Origin of the sequence: Serratia sp. CY38905, assembly GCF_052168875.1 — a bacterium.
GTDB lineage: Bacteria > Pseudomonadota > Gammaproteobacteria > Enterobacterales > Enterobacteriaceae > Serratia > Serratia sarumanii.
Genome location: NZ_JBJNLV010000002.1, coordinates 359,086 through 382,187 on the forward strand (window position 1 = coordinate 359,086; position 23,102 = coordinate 382,187).

Here is a 23,102-nt window from a genome sequence, read left to right on the forward strand (position 1 = left end):
GCTAAGCGGCCCGTTTTTTATGCGCGAGGGTTAATCTTCGTCGTCGTGCTCATCGTCTTCATCCGTCTCAATCGGGCAGTTGAAGTTCTCCGGCTTAATCACCAGCAGATCGCATTTCAGATGGTCGATCACATGTTCCGCGGTGTTGCCGATAAAGGCCGCCGAAATGCCGGTGCGGCCCAGCGTGCCCAGAACCACCACGCCGGCCTGCAGGTGTTCGGCCAGATCGGGGATCACCTCTTCCGGCAGGCCTTTTTCCACGTGGGTGAACTCTTCCTTAATGCAGAATTTCTGCCGCAGCGCCTTCATGGCGATCAGATGCTGGCCGCGGATGGCGTCGTTGTAGACGCTCGGATCGAAATCGGGCAGCTCGATGGCGATGTTGATCGGAGTAACGGGATAGGCGCCGACCAGGTGAACCTCGGTCTGGTTGACGTTCTGCGCCAGTTCGACGGTTTCTTGCACCAGTTTGATATTGAGCGGATCGTGATAGGGTTCTTCGCTGGCCAGGTTGACCGCCACCAGCGCTTTACCGCCTTCCGGCCAGGGCTGGTCTTTCACCATCCACACCGGGCAAGGGCATTTTCGCAGCAGGTGCCAGTCGGTGGGGGTGAAGATCACCGATTCCAGCCGGTCGTGCTGGTGCGCCATTTTCAACAGCAGGTCATGTTGGCCGGAAAGCACTTCCTGAATGATGGCTTCGAAGGGGCGGTTGTGCCAGACCACTTTGATTTCGATCGGCACGCCGTCGTTGAGGTAAAAGCGGCACTGCTCGTTGATCCAGGCGGCGCGTTGGCTGATCACACCTTGCCGCATCGCCGTTCTTTCGTCCGGAGAGAGCAGGGTCGTCATTTCGTAAGAGAAGTCATAAATGGGCAGGAAGGCTTTGATGCGCCCGCCGTTCCGTTTCACCAGGTACACGGCGCGGCGCAATGCCGGCTGGTCGTCCTGATTGGGGTCAATAGCCACCAGAAGATTCTGATACTTCGCCATAGGGCCTCCTTACAGCTGAAATCAACAGTCTGTTAATTTACAGAGTAACCCAACATTGAAAAACAGAACAACAACAGAAGCGGCGCCGGATCAACAATTTCAGTGAAATGTTGATCCGGCAGGAGAATCAGGCGTTAACGGACACGTTGATGCGTGGTGTACCGGCCAGCACCGACAGGGCGTCGGCGTTTTCGATGGTGATGTATTTGCCTTTCACGCTGAGGATTTCGCTTTTCTGGAAGCGGCCCAGCAGGCGGCTGATGGTTTCCACCGTCAGGCCGAGGTAGTTGCCGATGTCGCCGCGGGTCATGGTCAAACGGAACTCGCGCGGTGAGAAGCCGCGCTCCGCGAAGCGGCGCGACAGGTTGTAAACGAACGCCGCCAGGCGCTCTTCGGCATTTTTCTTCGACAGCAGCAGGATCATGTCCTGGTCGCCTTTGATCTCGCCGCTCATCAGCCGCATGATCTGCTGACGCAGGTTAGGCATTTTGCCGGACAGATCGTCGAGGGTTTCGAACGGGATCTCACACACCATCGAGGTTTCCAGCGCCTGGGCAAAACTCGGGTGCTTCAGACCGCCGATGGCGTCGAAGCCCACCAGATCGCCCGCGAGGTGGAAGCCGGTGATCTGCTCGTCGCCTTGCTCGGTGATGGTATAGCTTTTGATGGTCCCGGAACGGATCGCGTACAGCGACTTCAACTCGTCGCCGGCCTTGAACAGGGTCTGGCCTTTCTGGATGGGCTTTTTCCTCTCGATAATGTTGTCGAGCTGATCCAGCTCGTGGGCATTAAGGGTGAAAGGAATGCACAGCTGGCTGATGCTGCAGTCCTGGCAATGGATCGCACAACCACCAGACTGGATACGACGAATCACGCGTTTTTCCGGGATCATAGATTACGCTCATTCAATAATTGATATGAGTCAATTTTAACATCTTTTGCAGCAGCTGATAAGGGTGGCATTAGCATGAATAGGGGTATTGTGTGCGAATTTTGCGCACACATGCCGCCGATTATTCTGTATGGGACTGAAGTTATGAGTATTATTTGTGACTTATGCGTCTTATTCACACAAGTTATTGATAGTGCCAAAGCGGGGACGAGCGCGGCGTTGAGCAACGTGCTTTATTAAGCAGCGCCAAACAATGGCGCTGGATGAGCTCATCGCCGCGGCTACAGCAAACTTTTCGGCAGGTAGCCTTCATGCTGCAACAGCCACTGCTTGCGCTGTACGCCGCCGGCATAGCCGGTCAGCGCGCCCTGCGAACCGATCACCCGGTGGCAGGGCACCACGATGCTGATCGGATTCGAACCGTTGGCCATGCCGACCGCGCGCGAGGCGGTCGGACGGCCGATGCGTTGCGCCAGCTGGCCGTAGGTCAGGATCTCGCCGCACGGGATTTGGCGCAGCTGTTGCCATACGGTGCGTTGGAACTCGGTGCCGGCGGTCATCACCGGCAGCCGATCGATAATGCTCAGCTCACCGGCGAAATAGCGTTGCATCGCATCGGTCAGGCCGCCGGGATCGCGCTGCTCGCGCAGGGTGAAGCGATCGGCGCGGTAGTGGGTATTCAGCAGCTTCATCAGGCGCGCTTCGTGATCGGTCCAGTCAATCGCCCGCAGGCGCCCCTGTTCATCGGCAATCAGCACCAGTTCTCCCACCGGCGTGGCGGTACGATCAATCAAAAAAGTCTGCATCTGGATCACTCCTCGGTTTGGTATGGCGATTATCGCATGAAAGCGGGGGAAGCGATGGCGGATTTCGGACATGCTGATGGGCAACCGCAGGGTTGCCCAAATAGCCGGCTCAGGGTAAGCCGTGGAGTCATTGTTCGATGAATTTATAAAATAAATTTATAAGTAATCAAGGCAAGTTGTGTTCTGTTTATTATTTCATCAGGCATTAACGCGTTGGCGTTACTTATAGCTGATGGTCACGCGCTTTAAATGGGGATCGTTATTCACTATTTCGCTGGTGACGGCAGAGACTAATTCTTTTGGCATCTCTTTTAACGAGGAGGAAATATATCCGTTCTGATATTCGGTCACTTTGCCGAAGCAGTTGGAGACAAGCTGTTCATCCTGATGTGTGATGGTGCAGGCCGGGGTGGTAATGGCGCCGGTGAAGCGCACGACGCCGGAGGCGACCTGGCTGCCGGAAAGCGGTTTTGCTTGCAGAGCGAAGGGCAGAATGACCAATGCGCTTAATACGGCTAAGTAATGGTTCATACGCTGTTCCTCTCAGAGTAAAAAACACTGCCAATTAAAAACAAGCACGCTTGTTTTCATCAAATAATCAATTTCGCCTGGCGAAATAAAAACGAATGGGCAAAAATCCTACTGCCTGCATTCAATGAATTTGATAGTAAGGAGGTAGGGTGGGTAAAACCATGATTTGGATCATAGTGAAGACCGGTTAATGGTTTCCGGCGCGGGCAGGGTAAAAGGCTGTGATCGTTCTCTCAGGAAAGCGGGAAAGGGCGGGATGTTTTCGCCCCCGTGGCGCAACCGCAGGAACCGGGGGCGAGCGGGGGATTACAGCATACCGCTGCTGCCGCAGATGCGGATCTTTTCCGCCACCACTTCTTTCATCGCCAGCTTGCCGGGGACGATGTATTTGCGCGGGTCATTGGCATCCGGGTGCTGTGAAAAGTAGCTTTTCACCGCGTCGGCGAAGGCGATTTTCAATTCGGTGGCGACGTTGACCTTGCAGACGCCGAGCGAGATCGCGCGCTTAACCATCGCCTCCGGAATGCCGGAGGCACCGTGCAGCACCAGGGGCACGTCCACCTGTTCGCGGATCAGCGCCAGGCGCTCGAAGTCCAGCTTCGGCTCGCCGTGATACAGGCCGTGGGCGGAACCGATCGCCACCGCCAGCGAATCGATGCCGGTGGCGGCGACGAACTCGCGTGCCGCCGCCGGGTCGGTATAGAAGCTGTCCGCCGTATCGACGATCAGATCGTCTTCCTGCCCGCCCAGGCGCCCCAGCTCCGCTTCCACGCTGGCGCCGTAGCGATGGCACAGGGCCACTGCGGCGGCCACCTTGGCGATGTTCTGCTCGAACGGCAAATGCGAACCGTCGATCATCACCGAGCGGATGCCGCTTTTCACCTTGTGCTCGATGTCGTCCAGCGCTTCGTGATGATCCAGATGCAGCGCCAACGGCAGATCGTAGCGGTGCGCGGCAGATTGGCAAATGCCGATCAGGTAGTCGGTGCCGGCATAGCTAAAGGTGCCGGGCGTGCCGGCCATGATCACCGGCGAGCGCAGTTCGGCGGCGGTTTCCGCCACCACCTGCACGGTTTCCAGATTGTGGACGTTAAACGCCGGGACGGCGTAACCCTGACGCTGCGCCTTGAGCAGCATTTCTCGGTTGGCTATCAGATACATGGGATCTCCTTACAGCACCGGGGAAGGAAAACGGTAAATCGTCACGCCTTTCACCACCCGGTTGACCTCGCCGGTCGGGCAAGGATTGTCCGGGGTCAGCCCCAGCGCCAGCGAACTCTCGAAGGCCAGCATCTGGGTGAACAGCAGATACGGGAACAGCAGCCAGATATCGTCAGCCGCGTCGTGCATAGGCAGCAGGGCATCGGACAGGGGTTGGCGCTCGCCGGTCAACCCGACCAACTGCATCGCCAGCCCGTCGCGCTGCAGTTCGTTCCACAGATCGCGGTCATACTGGCGGGCGTAGTCGTCGCAGGAGAACATCAGCACCACCAACGTCTGGCCGTCGACCATGAATTTCGGGCCGTGGCGCAGGCCGAGCGGCGAGTCGTAGCGTGTAACGATGCGGCCGGCGGTCAGCTCCAGCATCTTGAGCGAGGCCTCTTCCGCCAGGCCGGTAAAACAGCTGCCGCCGAGGGTGATATAACGGCGGAAACCGCTGGCGGCCAACGCCTTCACCTGCGGCTGCAGCGTTTCGCGCAGTGTACGGCAGCGCTGCACCATGGCGTTGAGCGGCGCCTGGGCGGCCTCGAGCGAAGCCGGGCCGAGCAACAGCGCGGCGCTCAGCATCATGCAGCTGAAGCTGGAGGTCATGGCGAAGCTTTGATCGTTGGAGCCTTGCGGCATCACCAGCGAACAGACGTTGCCACGCTGATGCGCATACTGCGCCAGCCGGCTGTCCGGGTTGCACACCAGCATCAGGTGATAGCTTTCCGGCAGCAGCTGGTCGGCCAGCTCCACCGTCGCCACGCTCTCCGGGCTGTTGCCCGAGCGGGCGAAGGAGACCAGCAGCGTCGGCCGCTCAGGGTCGAGATACTGCCGCGGATTGGCGACGATATCGGTGGTGCCGTAGGCCGCCACGTCGCGGCCGGTTCGTTCGCGCAGCCAGGGCGCCAGGGCGCGGCCGGCGAACGCCGAGCTGCCGGCGCCACACAGCACGATTTGCAGGCGCGGATTGGCCAGCAGCGGCGCCAGGAACGGCTGCCACTGCGCCTGTTGATCCTGCAATTGCCGGTGCAGCGCGGCCCACAGATCCGGCTGCTGCCAAATCTCTGCGGCGGTGTGCCAGGCGTTGCGCTGCTTCAGCCAATCCGCCTCGTAAGAGAAATACGCGTTCATGATGACAACTCCTTAAAAGCCTTGGTTAACGGTCGGCGATAATCACGTCGCTCCCTCAATGGTGCAGCGCCTTTAGGCAAGCACCGATCCTGCAATGCTGCGGGTCGATAATTAATTCCCGGCGTTTTGCGGTATTGGGCATTAACGCAAACTCCGGATTTACCGGTAGCCGTGCCCGACCACGGCTTAATAAGCCGCGGCGATACCGACCGGAACGCTTTCAGTTAGTTATGGCGAATTACAGCAAACGAAACGCTGAAATGCAATCGGTTATTTTAAAAATACTTATATCTATCAGTTGGTTATATTTATTTTTGCTTTCGATTGAGCGGCAAGCGAAAGCGGTGTCAACGCAAAGTGAAAACGGCAAATTCGTTATTTATCAGTCGACAATTCTCGGCGTCTATTTATTCAGTCTGCCGATGACGAAAGCCGCAGCGGTAATTCGACAATCGCCGGGCTTTCACTGTTTTTTTATGCCGGCGCGCGTAACCGTGCTGTTCCGCGTACGCCGCTAGTGGCGCCGATGTGAGGGCAAGTGGGGACGAAAATGCGTCTTTCGCTCCCAATTCTTCATTACTTTGCTATACCTGATAGTCGATGGATTCATTTTATTGTCATGTAACTGACACGTCAGAGTCACGGCTCTGGCTTAAGTTTGCAGCGACTACGTCAGGAGATAACGCGATGTTCAGCTTGGATTCTCTGTTGCAAGATGCATTTCCACACCGCAATACCCCTGCCTGGCAGCGCAGCCTGCTAAGAACCCTTCTCTTCGAAAAAGAATTCAAACAGTTCGCCGCCGACTATCCCCACCTGAAAGGGCTCGATCTGATCGAGCAGGTGGTGGACTACTTCAACCTCAGCTGCGAGCTGGTGGACGGCGATCTGGAAAACATCCCGAGCCAGGGGCCGGTGGTGCTGGTGGCCAATCACCCGATCGGCTCGCTCGACGGCCTGGTGCTGCTGCGCGCCGTCGCGGCGGTGCGCCCGGATGTGAAAGTGGTGGCCAGCCAGCTGCTGACCTACATCGAACCGCTGCGCAACCTGTTCGTGCCGGTGGATAACGTCGCTTATAAAACCAGCCGCAAACAGATTGAAGGCATGCAGCGGCAGCTGGACAATCAGGGCGCGCTGATCCTGTTCCCGGCCGGCGAAGTGTCGCGCATGAGCCCGAAAGGCATCCGCGACGGCCACTGGCATACCGGTTTTCTGCGCCTGGCCGCCAAGGCGCGCGCGCCGATCGTGCCGATCCACATCAGCGCGCGCAACAGCAACCTGTTCTACTTTACCTCGCTGGTCTACCGGCCGCTGTCGACGCTGCTGCTGGTGCGCGAAATGTTCCAGCAGCGGGGCGGGCGCATCAAGATCCGCGTCGGCGGCCGCGTGCCGTTCGCCAGCTGGCACGACGGCCACACCAGCGCCAAGGATCTGGCGGAGCGTTTTCGCCGCCACGTGTATCGCCTGGGGCAGGGCAAGCCGGGGCTGTTCGCCAGCGAGTCGCCGATCGCGCTGCCGGAAGAGCGTCTGGAGCTGAAAAAGGCGTTGGCGAACTGCGAGCGGTTGGGGGTGACGCCGGACGGTAAAACCATCTACCTCTATCGCCGCCACGACGAAGCGCGCACGCCGATCCTGCGCGAACTGGGGCGTCTGCGCGAGATCGCCTTCCGCGCGGTAGGAGAAGGCTCCGGCCGCCGCCGCGATCTGGACAGCTATGACGACGATTACTACCACCTGGTGCTGTGGGATGAGGAGGAGCTGGAGATCGTCGGCGCCTATCGCTTTATCCCCACCGCCGAACAAATCGCGCGCAAAGGGCTGGAAAGCATCTACAGCAACAGCCTGTTCCACTACGATCGCGATATGGAGCCGATCCTGGCGCAGGGGATCGAGCTGGGGCGCAGCTTCATTCAGCCGGCCTATTGGGGCAAGCGCGGGCTGGACTATTTGTGGCTGGGCATCGGCGCCTACCTGGCGAAATACCCGCAGTATCGCTATCTGTTCGGCCCGGTGTCGATCTCCGGCGGCATGCCGCTGGCGGCGCGCGATTTGCTGATCGCCTTCTATCGGCTCTATTTCTCGCCGGACCACGCCTTCGCGCAATCGCGCCGGCCTTATCCGGCGTCGCTGCCGCAGGTGCTGGCGCAGTTTGCCGGGGATAACTACCAGGAAGATCTGGTGCGGCTGAAGAGCCTGCTCAGCAATATCGGCTGCTCGATCCCGACGCTGTACAAGCAGTACACCGAACTGTGCGAGCCGGGCGGGGTACAGTTTATCGACTTCGGCACCGATCCGGCTTTCAACAACTGCATCGACGGGCTGGTGCTGGTGGATACCACGCGGCTCAAGCCGTCGCGGTATCAGCGTTATATCGCGGTGCACCAGCCGCAGCCAGCCGAGACGGCATGACTACAGTCTGACTCATGCCTTTTTGATCTAAGCACGACCTTGGGGCCGGCGACGGGATAGCGCTACGATAAACGTTTTGCTTTCCACCGCCGGAGCCCGTCATGCCTCACTCGTTTATCCCGCCGTTATTGTCCGCCGACGAACCCTCTGCCGCCGCCGTTGAAATCCCGCGCGGCAAAGCGCCCTTTTTGCTGCTGTGCGATCACGCCGGCAAGGCGATCCCGCAATCCCTCGGCGACCTCGGTTTGCCGCCGGGGGAGATCGAACGCCACATCGGCTGGGACATCGGCGCGCTGAGCGTGTCGCGCCATCTGAGCCGCCAGTTGGACGCCACGCTGATCCACCAGCGTTACTCACGGCTGGTGATCGACTGCAACCGGGCGCCCGGCATCGCCAGCTCGATCCCGCATTTGTCCGAGCTGACGCCGATCCCCGGCAATATCGGTATCGACGCCGAGCACGCGCTGGCGCGCGAGCGCGAGGTGTTTTTGCCGTATCACCACGCCATCGACGATCATCTGGGGCAACGCCAACTGCGCGAACTGCCGACGGCGGTGATCGCCATGCACAGTTTCACGCCGGTGTTCAAAGGGGCATCGCGCCCCTGGCAGGTGGGGCTGCTGTTTAACCGCTACCCGGAATTTGCCCATCTGCTGGCCGAGCTGCTGCGCGAAGAGGGAGATTTGCAGGTGGGGATCAACGAACCCTATGCGATGACCGATGCCACCGACTACACGTTGCCGGTCCATGCGGAACGCCGCGGTTTGCCTTATGTCGGCATCGAAATCCGCCAGGATCTGATCGCCGACGAACGTGGGCAACAGGCGTGGGCGAAACGTTTCGCACGCCTGCTGCCGCAGGCCTGGCAGCGCTGGCAAATTTGACTTTAGGAATATTCCCAGAGATGATAACCGTAAGGAATACGTAATACGTCATTAGAAAAAAAGTCAGGAGAGACGTGTGGAGCACAGCGATAACGGACTGTTTATCAAACGGGAGCGTTTTGAAGTTCTGGCGATTCTGCGTGAAATTTGCAAACAACGCACGCCGCTGCGCGTAGAAAATCAGCAGCACCGGTTTCAAAGTCTGTTATTGAGCGTCGGGCCGGACAATATCGTGTTTAGCGGTGAGGAAGCGGAAAACGCCATCGACGGCGCCTGCACCATCGTGATTGAAAGCAACGACGCCAAAATCGAGTTTTCCGTCGGCCAGGCGGAGCTGACCGAACATCAGGGCGTCCAGGCCTGCTCGACCCGGCTGCCGCAGGAGTTGGTCTACATCCAGCGCCGTCGCCAGTTCCGCATCACCACGCCGCACTGGCGCCAATTCTTCTGTACCGGCGAATACCCGAACGGCACGCCTTATGAGCTGCGGATCCACGATCTGTCCGCCGGCGGCGTCGGTTTGCGTTTCGACGGCCCGCTGCCGGATTTCTTCCAGCCGGGCCTGCAGTTCAAGAAAGCGGAGTTGGATTTGGGCAGCTACGGCAGCTTCAAGGTCAACATGGAGCTGGTGGTAGTCAACGACGATCAGGAAACCGACGATAACGATCAGGTGGTGCACTTCTCGCGCCTATCGTGCCGTTTCCTCAAGCTGGGGCTGGCGATGGAGCGCAAAATTCAAAGCGCGGTGTTCGCCTTCGAGCTGGATTTCAACAAAAAGAAAAAACGCTGATATTTATCAGGGGCGGCACGCTGCCCCTGACTCTCCACTGGCCTTACGGCTGTAACGCCCGCAGGCTGCCGATCTCTTCCCAACCGAAATGCGCCGCTTCGGCCAGCACGTCGCACACTTCGCCGCCGGCGGCGACCACGGCCGCGTCAAGCGCGGCGCCGTGCAGCAGATGGCTCACCAGCAGTGCGGCGAACAGATCGCCGGTGCCTTTGACCGCCGATTTGACCTTCGGATGGGTAAAGCACTGCGTTTCCTGCCGGGTGACCAGCATCAATCCCACTTCGTCTTCGTGCTGCGCCACGCCCGGCGCGCTGGTGACCAGCACCCATTCGGTGGTGTCGTTCAACAGCGCCTGCGCGGCGTGCTGCGTCTGCTCTTGGCTACTCAGTTGCCGGCCGCACAGCTGCTCCAGTTCGAAACCGTTCGGCGTCAGGCCGTTGGCCAGCCGCAGGAACGGTGAGCGATAGCAGTTGACAATGCGCTCATCCACGTAGATCCCTTCACCGTAATCGCCCATCACCGGATCGATATAGATCTTTATCTGCGGATTGAGGGCGCGCACCCGCTGCAGCCAGTTGGCCAGAATATGGCACTGCATCACGTCGCCCAGATAGCCGACGATCACCGCCCGGGCGCGCTTCATCACGCCGCGGGCGATCAGATCGTCGAGAAAGCCGCCGAACCACTCGCCGGAGATGACGCCGCCGTGCGGCTTGCCGTAATAGGGCGGGCAGCCGAACAGCACGCTGGGCACCTGCAGCGCTTCCAGCCCTTTTTTCAGCAGGGCGCGGTAGGCGATGCCGTTGCCGACGCTGCCGTAGACCACCTGAGATTGAATGCTGATCACGTCGATGGACGGTGATCGCAAGGGTGAAGTCTGTTGCATGAGTTACATCCTTGGTTCGTTATTATCCAGCCAGCGGGCGAACACCTGCCGCGCGCGCTGTTCCAGCTGTACGCCGTGGCGCGCCGCCTGTTCGCGCAGGCTCTGGGGCGCGATGTCGGCCAGTTCCAGTTCGCAGGCATGGCCAATCAGCCAGCGTTCGATATCGCGATGATCCGCCTCCAGATGGAACTGCAGCCCGAGCGCGAACCCCTGATAGTCGAAGGCCTGATGCGGGCAAACCGCCGTGCCGGCCAGGCAGCGGGCGCCCTCCGGGATCATGAACATATCACCGTGCCAATGCAGCACCGGCGTATCGGCCAGCGGCGCCAGCACCGAGTCGTCTTGCGCCGTGAGCGTGGTCAGCGGGGCGAAACCGATCTCTTTGACGCCGAGCGAGATCACGTCGGCGCCCAGCGCCTGGGCGATCACCTGCGCGCCGAGACACACCCCAAGGGTCGGCCGCCGCTGCGCCAGCCGCTGTTTGACCAGCGCCAATTCATGGTCGAGAAAATCATAGCGCTGCGCGCCGGAAAAGTGTTGGGCGGCGCTGATCGGCCCGCCGAGCACCACCAACAGATCGGTCTCTTCATTATTGATAGCACGAATATCATCGCGGCCGGCATCGTAATAGTCGATCTGATAGCCGCGCAGCGAGAGCAGGGAACCGAGGATGCCCAGGTTTTCAAAATTGACGTGTCGAATGGCGACGGCTTTTTTCATTGTTTAACCTCGTGAGCGTGGGTGAACGGCGTCAGCGCCAGCGACTCGCCCAGCACCGCGATGCCTTGCGCGCCGCTCTGGTAGACGATGCGGCGTTCGCTGACCTGGCTGAGCTGCACCTGATAACCCTGCGCGGCCGGGAACAGCGCGCAAGCCTGCTCCAGCTGATCGGCCGCCCAGGGCGTGAACATCTGCAGGCGGGCAAAGGCTTTTCCTGCATACTGAATGTCGAGCACGTAATGTTTATCCATGGAACCCCTTACTTTTAGCCGCGGAAGCTGTTAATCTATTTTGAACTAGTACAAAAGGATTTATGTATGACTTCATTGTATGCAAAAGGCGGCGGCGCTGTCCAGATTGCCGAGCAGATCGCCGCACGCATCAAAGACGGCGCGCTGCGGCCGGGCGAGCTGTTGCCGCCGGTACGCCAGCTGGCGGCGGAGCTGGAGGTCAATGCGAATACCGTCGCCAGCGCATACGCCCGATTGCGCGATGCCGGTCTGGTGGCGACGCGCGGGCGGGCGGGAACGGTGGTGCTGGAGCCGCCGCTGGCGGCGGTGAGTGCGGCCTATGCGCCGCGCCAGGTGCCGGCGGGGATGTGCGATCTGGCCAGCGGCAATCTCGATGCCGCATTGTTGCCGGCGTTGGCGCTGGGCGCGGCGGAGGCGTTCCCGCAGCAAAACGGCTATGACATCAGCGGCGATCTGCCGGTATTGACCGGCCTGGGGCGCGAGTGGCTCGGCCGCCAGGGCGTCACGCTGGGGGAACCGGCGGTGTTCTCCGGCGCGCTGGACGCGATGGAAAAGGCGCTGCGCTGCCATATGCAGCCGGGCGCGGCGGTGTGGGTGGAAGATCCCTGCTGGCCGCCGCTATTGACGCTGCTGCGCCACCTGCGTCTGCGGCCGCTGCCGCTGGCGATGGATGAACAGGGGGGTCGGTTGCCGGAAAGCGGAGCGGCGGGCGCGGTGATCCTGACGCCGCGTGCCCACAATCCGACCGGCGCCTCGCTCTCTGCGCAACGCGCGCAGCAGTGGCGGCGTTTTCTCAGCGCGAATCCGCAGTGTCTGGCGATCGTCGACGACTTCTGGGGGCCGCTGTCGCAGCAGCCGTTGCATCTGCCGTTCGATGGCGATCGCGGGCTGTACGTGCTGTCGCTGAGCAAGTTTCTCAGCCCGGATCTGCGCATCGCGCTGGCCTGCGGCAACCCGACGTTGCTGCAGGCAATGCGCGCCGATCAGTACATCAGCGAGCGCTGGGTCAGCCATATCTTGCAGCAGATCGCCGCCAGGCTGTGGGGGCAGGCCTTGCAGGAAGGGCAGCTGCAGCGGGCGCAGCAGGCGTATCAGGCCAGAAGGGATGAACTGGTGCAACGGCTCAACGCGCTGAATCACACGGCGCTGGCGGTAGGTGAAGGGCTGCACCTGTGGTTGCCGGTGCGGTCGGAAACCGCCGCCGCGCAGCTGATGGCGCAGCGGGGGTGGCTGGTGCAGGGCGGCGAGCCTTTTCGTCTGAAGAGCGATCCTGCGATCCGCGTCAGCCTGGCCAACGTGGCGCCGGCGCAACTGGCGGCTCTGGCGCAGGATCTGGCCGACGCCATGCGGGCCAGTACGGCGATCAACTAGGCCGGCGTCAGGCTCTCCTCCGCCAGCAGCTGCAGTGAGGTGAGCCGGGCGCTCGGTTCGGCGATCGGCGTGTCGATGATGAACTCGTCCACGCCGTACCGCTGCTGCAGCTGCGCCAGTTGTTGATGCACCTGCGGCGCGGTGCCGAGCAGGATATGGCTTTCCCGCGGCTCGATGCGGTAGTCGGTGGCGCCGGCCTGCTGCACGAAACTCTCGGCCTGCGCCAGGCTGCCGACGGTCACGCTCTGCTCACCGGCGACGTGGACGCGGTATTGCTGTATATCCGCCGCCAGCGCCGCGGCCTGTTCCGCGCTTGGCGCCACGATCGCCGCTACCGCCAGCAGCGCCTTGCGGCCGCCGCTGTGTGCGGCGTAGTGCGCCAGCGCCGCGCTGATATCTTGCGGATTGCCGTTCAGATGCGCGGCGAACACGAAAATCCAGCCGGATTCGGCCGCCAGCGTCGCGCTCTCTTTGCTGGCGCCGAGCAGGAAGCGCTGAGCGCCGTGCGGCGGCAGCGGCGTGGCGCTCAGGCCGGGCTCGGCGTCGTCGTTCAGATAGGCGGTCAGCTGCGACAGCTGCTGCGGGAAAGCCGGTTTGTGTTGCCGGTCATGGGCGGCCTGCAGCGCCTGGGTGGCGAGCGGCAGCCCGCCGGGCGCTTTGCCCACCCCGAGATCGACGCGCCCCGGCGCCAACGCCGCCAGCAGGTTAAAGTTTTCGGCCACCTTGTAGGCGCTGTAGTGTTGCAGCATCACGCCGCCGGAGCCGATGCGAATGCGCGACGTCTGGCCGAGCAGGTAGCCGATCAGCACTTCCGGCGACGGGCAGGCGAGCTGCGGCGTGTTGTGGTGCTCCGCCAGCCAGAAACGCCGATAGCCCCAGCGTTCCGCCTGTTGCGCCAGATGCAGCGTGCGCGCCAGCGCCTGGGCGGCGCTTTCCCCGTCGGCGATCGGACTCTTTTCCAATATGCTCAAGGCATAAGCCATTTTCCCGCTCCTTTCCTCATCAGATATGCCTGACAAATACCATGCGGGCGGCGCGCGCCTTAATACTGATTGGCGATAGGATATTCCATTGATCCAAAACGAATTTGGATATGCGCAGATCGGTAAAGCGCCGCGCTATTATCCTTCGAGCCAGGCCTTCAGACGAATGGCGTCACGGTAGTGGCCGTAGCGCGACTGCGCGCCGAGCAGGATCATCACCACCGGCTGCCCTTTGATGGTGGTGCGCATCACCAGGCAGTGGCCGGCCTCGTCGGTAAAGCCGGTTTTCTGCAGCTGGATCTTCCAGGCTGGGTTGTTGATCAGGCCGTTGGAACTGCGGTAGACCAGCTGGCCGCGGCCAGGACGCACGATCTGCTGCTTGTCGGTGCTGAAGCGGCGAATCGATTGATAGCGATAGGCGTGATTGACCATCTTCAGCAGATCGTTGGCGGTCGCCACATTGCGCGGCGTCAGCCCGGTCGGATCGTAGAAGCGTGCGCGTTTCATGCCGATGGCGCGCGCTTTCTGATTCATTTTCGCCACGAAGGCCTTGCGTCCGCCAGGATAACTGCGGCTCAGCGCCGCAGCGGCGCGGTTCTCCGAAGACATCAGGGCGATGTGCAGCATGTCGCGGCGGCTGAGCACCGAGCCGATGGTCAGGCGCGAGTGGGTTTTCTTCAGCAGATCGCGATCGGCGGCGGTGACTTTCAGCCTGCTGCCCATCGGGCGTTTGCTGTCCAGGGCGACCATGGAGGTCATCAGCTTGGTGAGCGAGGCGATCGGCAGCACGCGGTTCGGCTGCTTCTGATAGAGCGTCTTTCCGGTGCGTTGATTGACGACCAGCACCGATTTGGCGTTCAGCACCAGCGGCGGCGCAGCGGCATGCACGGGCGCCAAAACGAACAGCAGGCTGAACAGGAGGGCGGCGCCGAAGCGCCGGGCGGGCAGACGGAGAAAAGCGTGAGATAAAAGCATAACGGCGGCAATAGTGACCCTAAGTGATTAAAAAATATCAAAAGAGTCTGCCCGGCAAATGTGAAGAAAATAGGGCGATAATCGCTCAAACTGTTACAACAATCCCTTCTGTTGCAGCGTGAAGCGTGTGGCCTCGTTCAAATCGTAGTCCGCGAGACGCTCGCGCGGCACCCAGGCGTAGTCGTCGAACTCGTCGTTGATCGTCACGTCGCGGTTGGCGGCATGGCAGTCGAAAATCAGGTAAATCATGTAGATTTGCTCCCGGCTGCCGTCGGCATAGGTTTTGATGCGCACATCGTCGCGGAAGGTCCAGGGCGTGATGCCGTCGAGGATCAGCGCGGCGCCCAGCTCTTCGCGCACTTCGCGCCGCAGTGCCTGTTCTATCTGTTCACCCGGCTCGACGCCGCCGCCGGACAGCGCCCACTGGCCGGGGAACACGCCCTTGTGCGCCGCCATTTTGCACAGCAGGAAGGCGTTATCGTTTTCAATCAGCGGGCAGACAATGATGCGCTGGCGCATGGAAGACTCCTGTCAAAATGGAAAGCAACCACTTTAACATGGGGTTTAGCCCCTTAGCGTGAGAGAAATCAACGCGTTGTATTAGCGCAGAGAAGCGGTAGCCGCCTCTCTGCGCTAAGGTCAGTAGATTTCCGGCACCACCATGTTGTCCGGCACCGGGCTACGGTGGTATTCCGGGCTGCGTTTGCGCTGCGGCAGCGTGATGACGTTGCCTTCGGCTTCCTCATAAGGCACCTGCTGCAACAGGTGGGTGATGCAGTTCAGGCGGGCCTTTTTCTTGTCGACGCCCTGAACCACCCACCAGGGCGCTTCGGCAATGTTAGTGCGCGCTAACATGATTTCTTTGGCCTCGGTGTAGTCCTCCCAGCGGCGGCGGCTTTCCAGATCCATTGGGCTGAGCTTCCACTGCTTGAGCGGATCGTGAATGCGGCTGAGGAAACGCAGCTCCTGCTCCTCATCGGTGATTGAAAACCAGTATTTGACGATTTGGATGCCGCTGCGCGTCAGCATTTTTTCGAATTCCGGCACGCTGCGGAAAAACTCCTCATACTCTTCGTCGTTGCAAAAGCCCATCACGCGCTCCACGCCGGCGCGGTTATACCAGCTGCGGTCGAACAGCACCATTTCGCCGGCGGCAGGCAGATGTGCGATATAACGCTGAAAATACCACTGGGTGCGTTCGCGATCGTTCGGCGCCGGCAGCGCCGCCACGCGGCAGGTGCGCGGGTTGAGGCGCTGGGTGATGCGCTTGATCACGCCGCCCTTGCCGGCGGCGTCGCGGCCTTCGAAGATGATCACCAGCCGGTGGCCGGTGCGCATCACCCAATCCTGCAGTTTCACCAGCTCGCCCTGCAGGCGCAGCAGTTCGCGGAAGTACTGCTTGCGCCAGGCTTTTTTCGCGTCGCTGTCGACTTCTGCCGCGTCGAAGCGCAGGTCGTCCAGCTCCATTTCCAGCTCTTCGTCGTAGCTGTCGTAAAACTCTTGTAGCAGGCGCTGGTTGAAACCGTCATCGCGGTTGACTTCATGCATGGTCATCAGATTTTCTCCGTATCGGCCCGGTGTTAGAAATGGTTGAAGATCCAGTACAGCACCGCCGACAGCAGCACCGAGGCCGGCAGGGTTAGCACCCAGGCCATCAGCAGATTGCGCAGGGTGGCCATCTGCAGCCCGGAGCGGTTGGCGGCCATGGTGCCGGCGATGCCGGACGACAGGACGTGCGTGGTCGAAACCGGCAAGCCGAAGGCGTCGGCCGCGCCGATGGTGGTCATCGCCACCAGTTCGGCGCTGGCGCCCTGGGCGTAGGTCAGGTGCGATTTACCGATCTTTTCGCCCACCGTCACCACGATGCGGCGCCAGCCGACCATGGTGCCGAGCCCCAGCGCAATCGCCACCACCACCTTCACCCAGAAGGGAATGAAGCGGGTGGCGTTGTCGAGTTCGCCCTTCAGCGCGTCGAGGTTGCGCTGCGCGTCGGGATTGATCTGCAGCTGATGCTCTGCCTTCAGGTGCTTGATGGTCTCGGACGCCAGATACATGTCGTTGCGGGTGTTCGACACCGCCTGCGCCGGGATCTTGTCGACCGAGCCGTACTGACGGATTTGATCGCCGATCGCGCCGGCCAGCTGCGCCAACGCCGGCACCACCTCCGGCGTCAGCTCGCTGGTGCGCACATAGCCGGTCAGCACCTCGCGCGGCGGCGTTTGGCCGCCGGCCGGGAACTGGCGCAGCAGCTGGTTTTGGGTCACCTCCGCCAGCGCCGCCACCCGGGGAATCTGCTCCGGCGGCATCGAACGGTTCAGGGCGTAGGCGATCGGCATGGTGCCCACCAGGATCAGCATGATAAGGCCCATGCCTTTCTGGCCGTCGTTGGAACCGTGGGCGAAGGAAACGCCGGTGCAGGTGAGGATCAGCAGCCCGCGGATCCACAGCGGCGGCGGGGTATTGCCCTTAGGGGCGCTGTACAGCTGGCGGTTCTTGACGAACAGCTTCAGCGACAGCAGCAGCAGGCCGGCGAACACGAAGCCGATCACCGGCGACAGCAGCAGCGCGTAGCCCACCTTGATCGCCTGGCCCCAGTCCACGCCGCTGGTGCCGGTGCGGCCGTGGATCAGGGCGTTGGCTACGCCGACGCCGATAATCGAGCCGATCAGCGTATGCGACGACGAGGCGGGCAGCCCGAGCCACCAGGTGCCGAGGTTCCAGATGATGGCGGAGAACAGCAGGGCGTACACCATGGCGAAACCGTTGCCGGTGCCGGCCTGCAGGATCAGCTCGACCGGCAGCAGCGAAATGATGCCGAAGGCCACCACGCCGCTGGAGAGCAACACGCCGAGAAAGTTGAAGAAACCGGACCACACCACGGCGACCATCGGCGAAAGCGAGTGGGTGTAAATCACCGTTGCGACCGCATTGGCGGTATCGTGGAAGCCGTTGACGAATTCAAAGCCCAGCGCGATCAATAGCGCCAGCCCCAATAATAAAAACGGAACGTAACTGGTATAGACGGCGCCGGCGTCGCTGACGTCGTTAAATAAGTTCACCCCGGCGAACGCGATCCCCAGAATTAATAAGAACATAAAAAAAAGAACAGTGAGTCGACTGTTCTTTTGATGCAGTTTGGGCAGGCTGGAGGCGGCCGGCATGTCCGGTTGAACGGCGCTGTTATCGCTCATAATGACCTTCCTGAGAGGATTGGATGCGGTAGCTGTCGCCTGAAAAGTATTCTGAATGAATGTGGCTTTTTTATGACGAAAATATTAATCATCGGGAACGGCGAAAATCATTAACGCCGATAAATAAAGATTGTTATAACAGCGGGGACGGTCTTGGGTTAACGGCAACAGGCAGGATAGGGCGTTATGGTGCAACGGTTAGCGGAAAAGATGCACAAGCTGGATTTTGATGATGAAGTGACCGGGCTGATCTACGGCCATGTGTTTCGTTCCGGTGAGCCGCCGAGGCGCCTGAACTCGCAGCAGGTCTGCCAGGCCTACCAGACGTTGCCGCCCGGCGACGGTTTTATCTGGCTGCACCTCAATCTCAACCACGCGGCGGCGGAGAAGTGGTTGAAAAATCATTTTGCCATTTCCGATTTTTTCTTCCACGAGATTCGCCACGGTTCGCACACCACGCGCATTGAGCGCCAGGGCGACGATCTGTTCGCGGTGCTCAACGATGTGATCTTCCACCCCGAGGACAGCAACCCGGAAACGGCGACGCTGTGGCTCTATTGCTGCCGCGGGCTGGTGGTGACCGTGCGCCATAAACCGGTGCGGCTGATTGAACGGCTGCTCGGCCGCCTGACGGCGCTGCAGCTGGCCTCGTCTACCGAACTGCTGGCGCACCTGCTGGAAGAGCAGGAGGACGTGCTGGAGCAGGTGGTGCGGCAGGCCAACCAGTATGTCGATACCATCGAGGATCGCCTGCTGACCCGCCGCGTCAAACGCAATCGCACCGAGCTGGGGCGCATGCGCCGCATGCTGCTGCGCTTTCAGCGCCTGTTGGCGCCCGAACCGGCCGCGCTGTTTCGCCTGTTGAACCGGCCGCCGACCTGGCTGAGCCGTGAGGTGGTGCAGGATCTGCGGCAGTTTACCGAAGAGTTCACCGTGGTGTTGAACGATCTCGCCAGCCTGACCGAACGCATCCGGCTGCTGCAGGAGGAGCTGGGCGCCAAGCTGATGGAGCAGAACAACCGCACGCTCTACACGCTGACGGTAATCACCGTGCTGGCGCTGCCGATCAATATCGTCGCCGGTTTCTTCGGCATGAACGTGGGGGGGATCCCGCTGGCCAGCAATCACCACGGTTTTATCCTGCTGGTGTTGCTGGTCGGCAGTTTTACGCTGATCGCCGGTTATCTGGCGTTCAGGCGCAGGGACGAGTCGTAATTACAGGCGGGCGCGGTACTCTTCTTCCAGCCGGGCATGGGTGCTCCAGAACGGCTGCGGTGCCCGATCGTGCAGACGATCCAGCAGGATATCCAGATGGGTGTGCCAGCCGCCGGCGACGCTGAGCATCTCGTCGCGGTTGGCCAAGCGCCGGTGGGTGACCGTCAGCAGCACGGCGCTTCCCTGTTCCGTCAGTTCGAAGGTCACCTCGGAAGGGCGACCCTGATCCTGTTCGGCCCAGGTAAAGCTCAGCAGGCGCGGCGGGAACAGGCAGGTGATGTGGCCGCGGTTGCTGACGCAGCCGCCGTGCTGTTTGTACTTGGCCGGCGGGGGTTCGTGCTCGCCCGCCAGATCGGAGTTGCGAAATTCCAGCTCCAGCGGCGCGCCGTTCTCCAACGTCATGGCGCCGGCCGCCAGCCAGGTGGCGCGCTTGTCGGATTCGGTCAGGTAAGCCCACACCCGCTCGATGGGGCCGGGCAGCAGCCGCTGGATGCGCAGCGTACCGGGTTCGATAATCATGCCGTAATCATTCATGGTTCACTCCTTGGGAGGAAGCTGTTCGGGCTGCAGCAGCGCCTGTTCGAGCGCATCCAGCCGTTCAGTCCAGAAATGTTCATAGGTTTGCAGCCAGTGCATGGCCTGCGCCATAGGCTCGGGTTCGAGCCGGCAGATATGGTTTCTTCCTTGCACGGTGCGTTGCACCAGGCCCGCATGTTCCAGTGCTTTCACGTGCTTGGAGGCGCCGGCGAACGACATCTGCAGCGGCGCGGCCAGTTCGCCGATGCTGCGCTCACCGCCGGCCAGCGCGCGCAACATCGAGCGGCGGGTCGGGTCGGCCAGCGCATGAAAAATGGCGTCCAGCTGTGAGGAAGATAATTCAACCATATGGTTGAATATAGAACAGGCGGGCTAATATTCAACCGTTTTGTTGAATATTTTTTGCCCCGGCGAAAACCGGGGCGGGGATCAGGCGCCGGCGTGCGCCAGCAGGGTGTTCAGCAACACGTCGGCGCCGGCGGTTGCCCAGGCGGGGGTGATGTCTTCCCGCTCGTTGTGGCTGATGCCGTCCACGCAGGGAATGAAAATCATGGCGGTTGGGGCGACGCGGTTAAGGTAACAGGCATCGTGGCCGGCGCCGGAAATCATGTCGCGATGGCGGTAGCCCAACGCTTGCGCGGCATGACGTACGCTGTCGATGCAGCCCCGATCAAAAGCGATCGGGGGATACTGGAAAATGCGCTCGGCGCGAGCGGTCAGGCCGCCGCCGTTGACGTGGTTTACCGCCGCCAGCAGGCGCTGCTCCATCTGTTCCAGAATTGACTCCTGCGGATGGCGGAATTCGACGCTGAAAAAGACCCGGCCCGGCACCACGTTGCGTGAATTGGGGGTAATTTGCGCCATGCCCACCGTGGCGCGCGCGTCGGGCGCGAAATCCCAGCCGATGCGGTTGACCGCCGTCACCAGCTCGGTGAAGCCCAGCAGGGCGTCGCGGCGGCGATCCATCGGCGTGGTGCCGGCGTGGGCGCTGAAGCCGACGACCTCCAGTTCGTACCAGCGCTGCCCCTGTGCGGCGGTTACCACGCCGATGTCGAGGTGCTCCGCTTCCAGAATCGGCCCCTGTTCGATGTGCAGCTCGAAGGCGGCATGGATCGGCGTGCCGCCCACCGGGTGTTCGCCGGCGTAGCCGATGCGTTCCAGCGCGTCGCCGAGGCTGACGCCGTGCTCGTCGCGGCGCGTCAGACCGTATTCCAGCTCGAAGACCCCGGCGAACACGCCGGAGGCGATCATCGCCGGCGCGAAGCGAGCGCCTTCTTCGTTGGTCCAGTTGATCACTTCAATCGCGCGTTCGGTGACGATCTGCCGATCGTTAAGGCTGCGAATCACCTCCAATCCGGCCAGCACGCCGTAGATACCGTCGAAACGGCCACCGCGGGGCTGCGAGTCGCCGTGAGAACCGGTGACCACCGGCGCCAGCTCGGGCCGCGCGCCTTCACGGCGCAGGAACATGTTGCCCATTCGATCGACGCGCACGCTGCAACCGGCCTCCAGTGCCCACAGGCGCAGCTGGTCGCGCGCCTGGCGATCCTCTTCGCTGAGCGCCAGGCGGGTGACGCCGTTGTCGGCGATGGCGCCGAACTGCGCCATCGCGTGCAGGCTTTGCCACAGGCGCTCGCCGTTGACCCGATACGTCATTGTTCTTCTCCCGGCGTTTTGGCGGTGTAGCGGAAATCGCAGCAGGGGGCGCCGGACATGATGGTTTGGCTGCGCTGCAGCTCGACCTCCGGCGCATAGCCGACGATAAACTGGCTGTCGCGCGCGCAGGAGAGCAGGTGGCCGATTTCTCCCAGCCCCATCTCGTGGTACATCTCGGCGTAGCGGCAGCGGGTGACGTTATAGTCGAAGTGTTGTTCGTCCTGGTTGATCACCTCAACGCGCAGCGCGTCGTCTTTTTCCCACAGATACTGCAAGGCGGCGAAGCTGCGCAGATCCGCGCCGTTCGGCTCCTGTGCGGCGAACCGTTTGCCCGCCTCGATGGCGGCATTCTCGATGGCTTCGCCGATCACCGCCTGAGCGCGCGCCTTGCCGATTTCACGCACCAGGATCTGGTAGATCGGTTTGATGATCTCCGCTTCGATCTTTCTGCGGGCCAAAATGCCCAATTCGTTGTTTGCACAGCTCATCGCCTTGCTCCTCTTGATTTATTGTGGTTTGGCGCCGCCCAACACGGTTTGCGGCTGCCATTTGCCGTCCACTACCCGGTACAGGGTGAAGCTCGGCTGTTGCAGGTTGCCCTGCGCATCGAAGGCGATGGCGCCGGTCACGCCCTGATAATGGATGGCGCGCAGTTTCGGCAGGTAATCGGCCGGATTGGCCGAGCCGGCCTGTTCGATGGCGGCGATCAGCACCCGGGTGGCGTCGTAGGCGAAGGGCGCATGCAGTTCGATGTGGGTGCGATAACGGTCGCGGTAGGCTTGTTCAAACGCCTTGCCGCCCGGCATCTGTTCCAGCGGCAGCCCCGGCTCCAGCGCGACGACGCCTTCGCCTTCACGCTGCGCCAGCGTCAGGAAGGTCTGGCTGACAAAGCCGCCTGCGCCCATCAGCTGCGCGTTCATGCCCAGCTGTTTCAGTTTGCGCGCCAGCGGTGCCGCCTGGGAGTCCACGCCGCCGAAGAAGATCAGATCGGCGTTTTTGCTGCGCACGGTGGTCAGCACGGCGCTGAAATCGACGGTCTTGTCGTCGACGTATTCGCGGGTGACCGGCTGCACGCCCTGGGCCTGCAGCGATTTGATGAACTCGTCCGCCAGGCCCTGGCCGAAGGCGGTGCGATCGTCGATCACCGCGATGCGCTGGGCTTTCAGCGTTTTCACCGCATACTGCCCGGCATAGTTGCCGCCGTCGTCGTCATGGCCCATCACGCGGAAGCTGGTGTCAAAGCCTTGTTGCGTGTAGCCGTGGCCGGTGGCGACCGGCGCCACTTGGGCGATGCCGGCGTCGTGATAGATGCGTGCCGCCGGGATGCTGGTGCCGGTGTTCCAGTGGCCGACCACGCCGGCGACACCTTCGTCCACCAAACGCTGCGCGACGGCCACGGCGGTGCGCGGATCGGACTGATCGTCCTCGGACAGCAATTTGAAGGTGACCGGTTTGCCGTTCAGCGTCGGCTTTTGCGCGTTGGCGTCGGCGATCGCCAGCCGCGCGCCGTTTTCGAGATCTTTGCCGATGCGCGCGGAAGGGCCGGTCAGCGGCCCGGCCAGGCCGATCAGCACGGTGTCGTCCGCCAGCGCCGGGAGGCTCAGGATCATCGTCATGGCGGCCAGCGCCAACGGCTTGATGCGAAAGTTCTGCTGCATGTCATACTCCTGGTGCG

25 protein-coding genes are annotated in these 23,102 nt (G+C 61.5%); 6 read left to right on the forward strand and 19 right to left on the reverse strand.

Annotation, left to right across the window (positions count from 1 at the left end; all coding sequences use genetic code 11):
* Nucleotides 1–30: 30 nt before the first annotated feature.
* From uspE to ACJ8MK_RS08485, 6 genes are all read right to left on the reverse strand, one after another.
* Nucleotides 31–993 (reverse strand): universal stress protein UspE, encoded by a 963-nt coding sequence (uspE, locus tag ACJ8MK_RS08460; RefSeq protein ID WP_033648422.1) that lies wholly within the window; start codon nucleotides 991–993, stop codon nucleotides 31–33.
* A gap of 127 nt (nucleotides 994–1,120) precedes the next feature.
* Complete coding sequence (locus ACJ8MK_RS08465) at nucleotides 1,121–1,885, reverse strand: FNR family transcription factor (RefSeq protein ID WP_033634646.1); 765 nt, start codon at nucleotides 1,883–1,885, stop codon at nucleotides 1,121–1,123.
* A 281-nt stretch (nucleotides 1,886–2,166) separates the two neighbouring features.
* The gene (gene ogt / locus ACJ8MK_RS08470) at nucleotides 2,167–2,691 is read right to left on the reverse strand and encodes a methylated-DNA--[protein]-cysteine S-methyltransferase (RefSeq protein WP_047567308.1); all 525 of its coding nucleotides are present in this window, start codon (nucleotides 2,689–2,691) and stop codon (nucleotides 2,167–2,169) included.
* Nucleotides 2,692–2,910: 219 nt separating this feature from the next.
* Entirely contained in the window at nucleotides 2,911–3,222 is a 312-nt protein-coding gene (locus ACJ8MK_RS08475; RefSeq protein ID WP_033648420.1) for a hypothetical protein, read from the reverse strand.
* A gap of 306 nt (nucleotides 3,223–3,528) precedes the next feature.
* On the reverse strand, nucleotides 3,529–4,383 hold the full coding sequence (locus ACJ8MK_RS08480) for a tagatose bisphosphate family class II aldolase (protein WP_033634643.1): 855 nt from the start codon (nucleotides 4,381–4,383) through the stop codon (nucleotides 3,529–3,531).
* Nucleotides 4,384–4,392: 9 nt separating this feature from the next.
* Complete coding sequence (locus ACJ8MK_RS08485) at nucleotides 4,393–5,559, reverse strand: SIS domain-containing protein (RefSeq protein WP_442517649.1); 1,167 nt, start codon at nucleotides 5,557–5,559, stop codon at nucleotides 4,393–4,395.
* 260 nt (nucleotides 5,560–5,819) lie between these two features.
* Here ACJ8MK_RS08485 and ACJ8MK_RS08490 point away from each other — a divergent pair, with 260 nt between their 5' ends.
* The 4 genes from ACJ8MK_RS08490 to ACJ8MK_RS08505 all read left to right on the forward strand — a co-directional run bounded on the left by ACJ8MK_RS08490 (nucleotide 5,820) and on the right by ACJ8MK_RS08505 (nucleotide 9,642).
* Nucleotides 5,820–6,077 (forward strand): hypothetical protein, encoded by a 258-nt coding sequence (locus tag ACJ8MK_RS08490; RefSeq protein ID WP_126192093.1) that lies wholly within the window; start codon nucleotides 5,820–5,822, stop codon nucleotides 6,075–6,077.
* A 169-nt stretch (nucleotides 6,078–6,246) separates the two neighbouring features.
* The gene (gene olsF, locus ACJ8MK_RS08495; RefSeq protein WP_033648417.1) at nucleotides 6,247–7,968 is read left to right on the forward strand and encodes an ornithine lipid synthase OlsF; all 1,722 of its coding nucleotides are present in this window, start codon (nucleotides 6,247–6,249) and stop codon (nucleotides 7,966–7,968) included.
* A 101-nt stretch (nucleotides 7,969–8,069) separates the two neighbouring features.
* Nucleotides 8,070–8,852 (forward strand): N-formylglutamate amidohydrolase, encoded by a 783-nt coding sequence (locus tag ACJ8MK_RS08500; protein WP_033634640.1) that lies wholly within the window; start codon nucleotides 8,070–8,072, stop codon nucleotides 8,850–8,852.
* Nucleotides 8,853–8,928: 76 nt separating this feature from the next.
* Nucleotides 8,929–9,642, forward strand: a complete 714-nt coding sequence (locus ACJ8MK_RS08505; protein WP_033634639.1) for a flagellar brake protein — start codon at nucleotides 8,929–8,931, stop codon at nucleotides 9,640–9,642.
* Between the two features lie 43 nt (nucleotides 9,643–9,685).
* Here the strand turns inward: ACJ8MK_RS08505 and pdxY are convergent, their stop codons facing one another.
* Genes pdxY through ACJ8MK_RS08520 form a run of 3 tightly spaced genes read right to left on the reverse strand, consistent with a single transcriptional unit; the run spans nucleotide 9,686 to nucleotide 11,499 of the window.
* Nucleotides 9,686–10,528, reverse strand: coding sequence for a pyridoxal kinase (pdxY, locus tag ACJ8MK_RS08510; protein WP_033653079.1), 843 nt, complete (start codon nucleotides 10,526–10,528; stop codon nucleotides 9,686–9,688).
* 3 nt (nucleotides 10,529–10,531) lie between these two features.
* Nucleotides 10,532–11,248, reverse strand: coding sequence for a glutamine amidotransferase (locus tag ACJ8MK_RS08515; protein ID WP_442517650.1), 717 nt, complete (start codon nucleotides 11,246–11,248; stop codon nucleotides 10,532–10,534).
* Complete coding sequence (locus tag ACJ8MK_RS08520; RefSeq protein WP_033634636.1) at nucleotides 11,245–11,499, reverse strand: hypothetical protein; 255 nt, start codon at nucleotides 11,497–11,499, stop codon at nucleotides 11,245–11,247. The genes ACJ8MK_RS08515 and ACJ8MK_RS08520 overlap by 4 nt, the downstream gene beginning before the upstream one ends.
* 66 nt (nucleotides 11,500–11,565) lie before the next feature.
* Between ACJ8MK_RS08520 and ACJ8MK_RS08525 the strand changes: the two genes are divergently transcribed.
* Nucleotides 11,566–12,870, forward strand: coding sequence for an aminotransferase class I/II-fold pyridoxal phosphate-dependent enzyme (locus ACJ8MK_RS08525; protein ID WP_442517651.1), 1,305 nt, complete (start codon nucleotides 11,566–11,568; stop codon nucleotides 12,868–12,870).
* Here the strand turns inward: ACJ8MK_RS08525 and ACJ8MK_RS08530 are convergent.
* From ACJ8MK_RS08530 to ACJ8MK_RS08550, 5 genes are all read right to left on the reverse strand, one after another.
* Entirely contained in the window at nucleotides 12,867–13,853 is a 987-nt protein-coding gene (locus tag ACJ8MK_RS08530) for an MsnO8 family LLM class oxidoreductase (RefSeq protein WP_033653083.1), read from the reverse strand. The two genes, ACJ8MK_RS08525 and ACJ8MK_RS08530, sit on opposite strands and share 4 nt — an antisense overlap.
* A 138-nt stretch (nucleotides 13,854–13,991) precedes the next feature.
* Nucleotides 13,992–14,828 (reverse strand): D-alanyl-D-alanine endopeptidase, encoded by an 837-nt coding sequence (gene pbpG / locus ACJ8MK_RS08535; RefSeq protein WP_442517652.1) that lies wholly within the window; start codon nucleotides 14,826–14,828, stop codon nucleotides 13,992–13,994.
* A 93-nt stretch (nucleotides 14,829–14,921) separates the two neighbouring features.
* Nucleotides 14,922–15,347, reverse strand: coding sequence for a nucleoside triphosphatase NudI (gene nudI / locus ACJ8MK_RS08540; protein ID WP_033653086.1), 426 nt, complete (start codon nucleotides 15,345–15,347; stop codon nucleotides 14,922–14,924).
* A 120-nt stretch (nucleotides 15,348–15,467) separates the two neighbouring features.
* Nucleotides 15,468–16,382: a polyphosphate kinase 2 gene (gene ppk2 / locus ACJ8MK_RS08545; protein WP_033648410.1), complete on the reverse strand. Its 915-nt coding sequence runs from the start codon at nucleotides 16,380–16,382 to the stop codon at nucleotides 15,468–15,470.
* A gap of 26 nt (nucleotides 16,383–16,408) precedes the next feature.
* Nucleotides 16,409–18,019, reverse strand: coding sequence for an inorganic phosphate transporter (locus ACJ8MK_RS08550; RefSeq protein ID WP_442517653.1), 1,611 nt, complete (start codon nucleotides 18,017–18,019; stop codon nucleotides 16,409–16,411).
* A 186-nt stretch (nucleotides 18,020–18,205) separates the two neighbouring features.
* Here ACJ8MK_RS08550 and ACJ8MK_RS08555 point away from each other — a divergent pair, with 186 nt between their 5' ends.
* Nucleotides 18,206–19,234, forward strand: a complete 1,029-nt coding sequence (locus tag ACJ8MK_RS08555) for a transporter (protein WP_033653089.1) — start codon at nucleotides 18,206–18,208, stop codon at nucleotides 19,232–19,234.
* Here the strand turns inward: ACJ8MK_RS08555 and ACJ8MK_RS08560 are convergent, their stop codons facing one another.
* From ACJ8MK_RS08560 to ACJ8MK_RS08580, 5 genes are all read right to left on the reverse strand, one after another.
* A complete protein-coding gene (locus tag ACJ8MK_RS08560; protein WP_038880195.1) occupies nucleotides 19,235–19,768 on the reverse strand; it encodes an SRPBCC family protein in 534 nt (177 codons plus the stop codon). It abuts the gene before it with no gap.
* A 3-nt stretch (nucleotides 19,769–19,771) separates the two neighbouring features.
* Complete coding sequence (locus tag ACJ8MK_RS08565) at nucleotides 19,772–20,119, reverse strand: ArsR/SmtB family transcription factor (RefSeq protein ID WP_004938187.1); 348 nt, start codon at nucleotides 20,117–20,119, stop codon at nucleotides 19,772–19,774.
* Between the two features lie 81 nt (nucleotides 20,120–20,200).
* A complete protein-coding gene (locus ACJ8MK_RS08570; RefSeq protein WP_048321617.1) occupies nucleotides 20,201–21,427 on the reverse strand; it encodes a Zn-dependent hydrolase in 1,227 nt (408 codons plus the stop codon).
* Entirely contained in the window at nucleotides 21,424–21,915 is a 492-nt protein-coding gene (locus ACJ8MK_RS08575) for an L-2-amino-thiazoline-4-carboxylic acid hydrolase (protein ID WP_033634625.1), read from the reverse strand. Before ACJ8MK_RS08575 ends, ACJ8MK_RS08570 begins: the two co-directional genes overlap by 4 nt.
* 18 nt (nucleotides 21,916–21,933) lie before the next feature.
* On the reverse strand, nucleotides 21,934–23,043 hold the full coding sequence (locus tag ACJ8MK_RS08580) for a branched-chain amino acid ABC transporter substrate-binding protein (RefSeq protein ID WP_373275680.1): 1,110 nt from the start codon (nucleotides 23,041–23,043) through the stop codon (nucleotides 21,934–21,936).
* Between the last annotated feature and the right edge of the window lie 59 nt (nucleotides 23,044–23,102).

What these genes read in the sequence shown, in the direction of transcription:
- ACJ8MK_RS08490 (WP_126192093.1), top strand. Translation starts at nt 5,820, where the DNA reads ATGCAATCGGTTATTTTAAAAATACTTATATCTATCAGTTGGTTATAT.
- ogt (WP_047567308.1), bottom strand. Translation starts at nt 2,691, where the DNA reads ATGCAGACTTTTTTGATTGATCGTACCGCCACGCCGGTGGGAGAACTG.
- ACJ8MK_RS08560 (WP_038880195.1), bottom strand. Translation starts at nt 19,768, where the DNA reads ATGAATGATTACGGCATGATTATCGAACCCGGTACGCTGCGCATCCAG.
- ACJ8MK_RS08550 (WP_442517653.1), bottom strand. Translation starts at nt 18,019, where the DNA reads ATGAGCGATAACAGCGCCGTTCAACCGGACATGCCGGCCGCCTCCAGC.
- ACJ8MK_RS08475 (WP_033648420.1), bottom strand. Translation starts at nt 3,222, where the DNA reads ATGAACCATTACTTAGCCGTATTAAGCGCATTGGTCATTCTGCCCTTC.
- ACJ8MK_RS08530 (WP_033653083.1), bottom strand. Translation starts at nt 13,853, where the DNA reads ATGGCTTATGCCTTGAGCATATTGGAAAAGAGTCCGATCGCCGACGGG.
- ACJ8MK_RS08575 (WP_033634625.1), bottom strand. Translation starts at nt 21,915, where the DNA reads ATGAGCTGTGCAAACAACGAATTGGGCATTTTGGCCCGCAGAAAGATC.
- ACJ8MK_RS08485 (WP_442517649.1), bottom strand. Translation starts at nt 5,559, where the DNA reads ATGAACGCGTATTTCTCTTACGAGGCGGATTGGCTGAAGCAGCGCAAC.
- pbpG (WP_442517652.1), bottom strand. Translation starts at nt 14,828, where the DNA reads ATGCTTTTATCTCACGCTTTTCTCCGTCTGCCCGCCCGGCGCTTCGGC.
- ACJ8MK_RS08480 (WP_033634643.1), bottom strand. Translation starts at nt 4,383, where the DNA reads ATGTATCTGATAGCCAACCGAGAAATGCTGCTCAAGGCGCAGCGTCAG.
- uspE (WP_033648422.1), bottom strand. Translation starts at nt 993, where the DNA reads ATGGCGAAGTATCAGAATCTTCTGGTGGCTATTGACCCCAATCAGGAC.
- ACJ8MK_RS08500 (WP_033634640.1), top strand. Translation starts at nt 8,070, where the DNA reads ATGCCTCACTCGTTTATCCCGCCGTTATTGTCCGCCGACGAACCCTCT.
- ACJ8MK_RS08570 (WP_048321617.1), bottom strand. Translation starts at nt 21,427, where the DNA reads ATGACGTATCGGGTCAACGGCGAGCGCCTGTGGCAAAGCCTGCACGCG.
- ACJ8MK_RS08515 (WP_442517650.1), bottom strand. Translation starts at nt 11,248, where the DNA reads ATGAAAAAAGCCGTCGCCATTCGACACGTCAATTTTGAAAACCTGGGC.
- olsF (WP_033648417.1), top strand. Translation starts at nt 6,247, where the DNA reads ATGTTCAGCTTGGATTCTCTGTTGCAAGATGCATTTCCACACCGCAAT.
- pdxY (WP_033653079.1), bottom strand. Translation starts at nt 10,528, where the DNA reads ATGCAACAGACTTCACCCTTGCGATCACCGTCCATCGACGTGATCAGC.
- ACJ8MK_RS08520 (WP_033634636.1), bottom strand. Translation starts at nt 11,499, where the DNA reads ATGGATAAACATTACGTGCTCGACATTCAGTATGCAGGAAAAGCCTTT.
- ACJ8MK_RS08525 (WP_442517651.1), top strand. Translation starts at nt 11,566, where the DNA reads ATGACTTCATTGTATGCAAAAGGCGGCGGCGCTGTCCAGATTGCCGAG.
- nudI (WP_033653086.1), bottom strand. Translation starts at nt 15,347, where the DNA reads ATGCGCCAGCGCATCATTGTCTGCCCGCTGATTGAAAACGATAACGCC.
- ACJ8MK_RS08555 (WP_033653089.1), top strand. Translation starts at nt 18,206, where the DNA reads ATGGTGCAACGGTTAGCGGAAAAGATGCACAAGCTGGATTTTGATGAT.
- ACJ8MK_RS08465 (WP_033634646.1), bottom strand. Translation starts at nt 1,885, where the DNA reads ATGATCCCGGAAAAACGCGTGATTCGTCGTATCCAGTCTGGTGGTTGT.
- ACJ8MK_RS08565 (WP_004938187.1), bottom strand. Translation starts at nt 20,119, where the DNA reads ATGGTTGAATTATCTTCCTCACAGCTGGACGCCATTTTTCATGCGCTG.
- ACJ8MK_RS08580 (WP_373275680.1), bottom strand. Translation starts at nt 23,043, where the DNA reads ATGACGATGATCCTGAGCCTCCCGGCGCTGGCGGACGACACCGTGCTG.
- ppk2 (WP_033648410.1), bottom strand. Translation starts at nt 16,382, where the DNA reads ATGACCATGCATGAAGTCAACCGCGATGACGGTTTCAACCAGCGCCTG.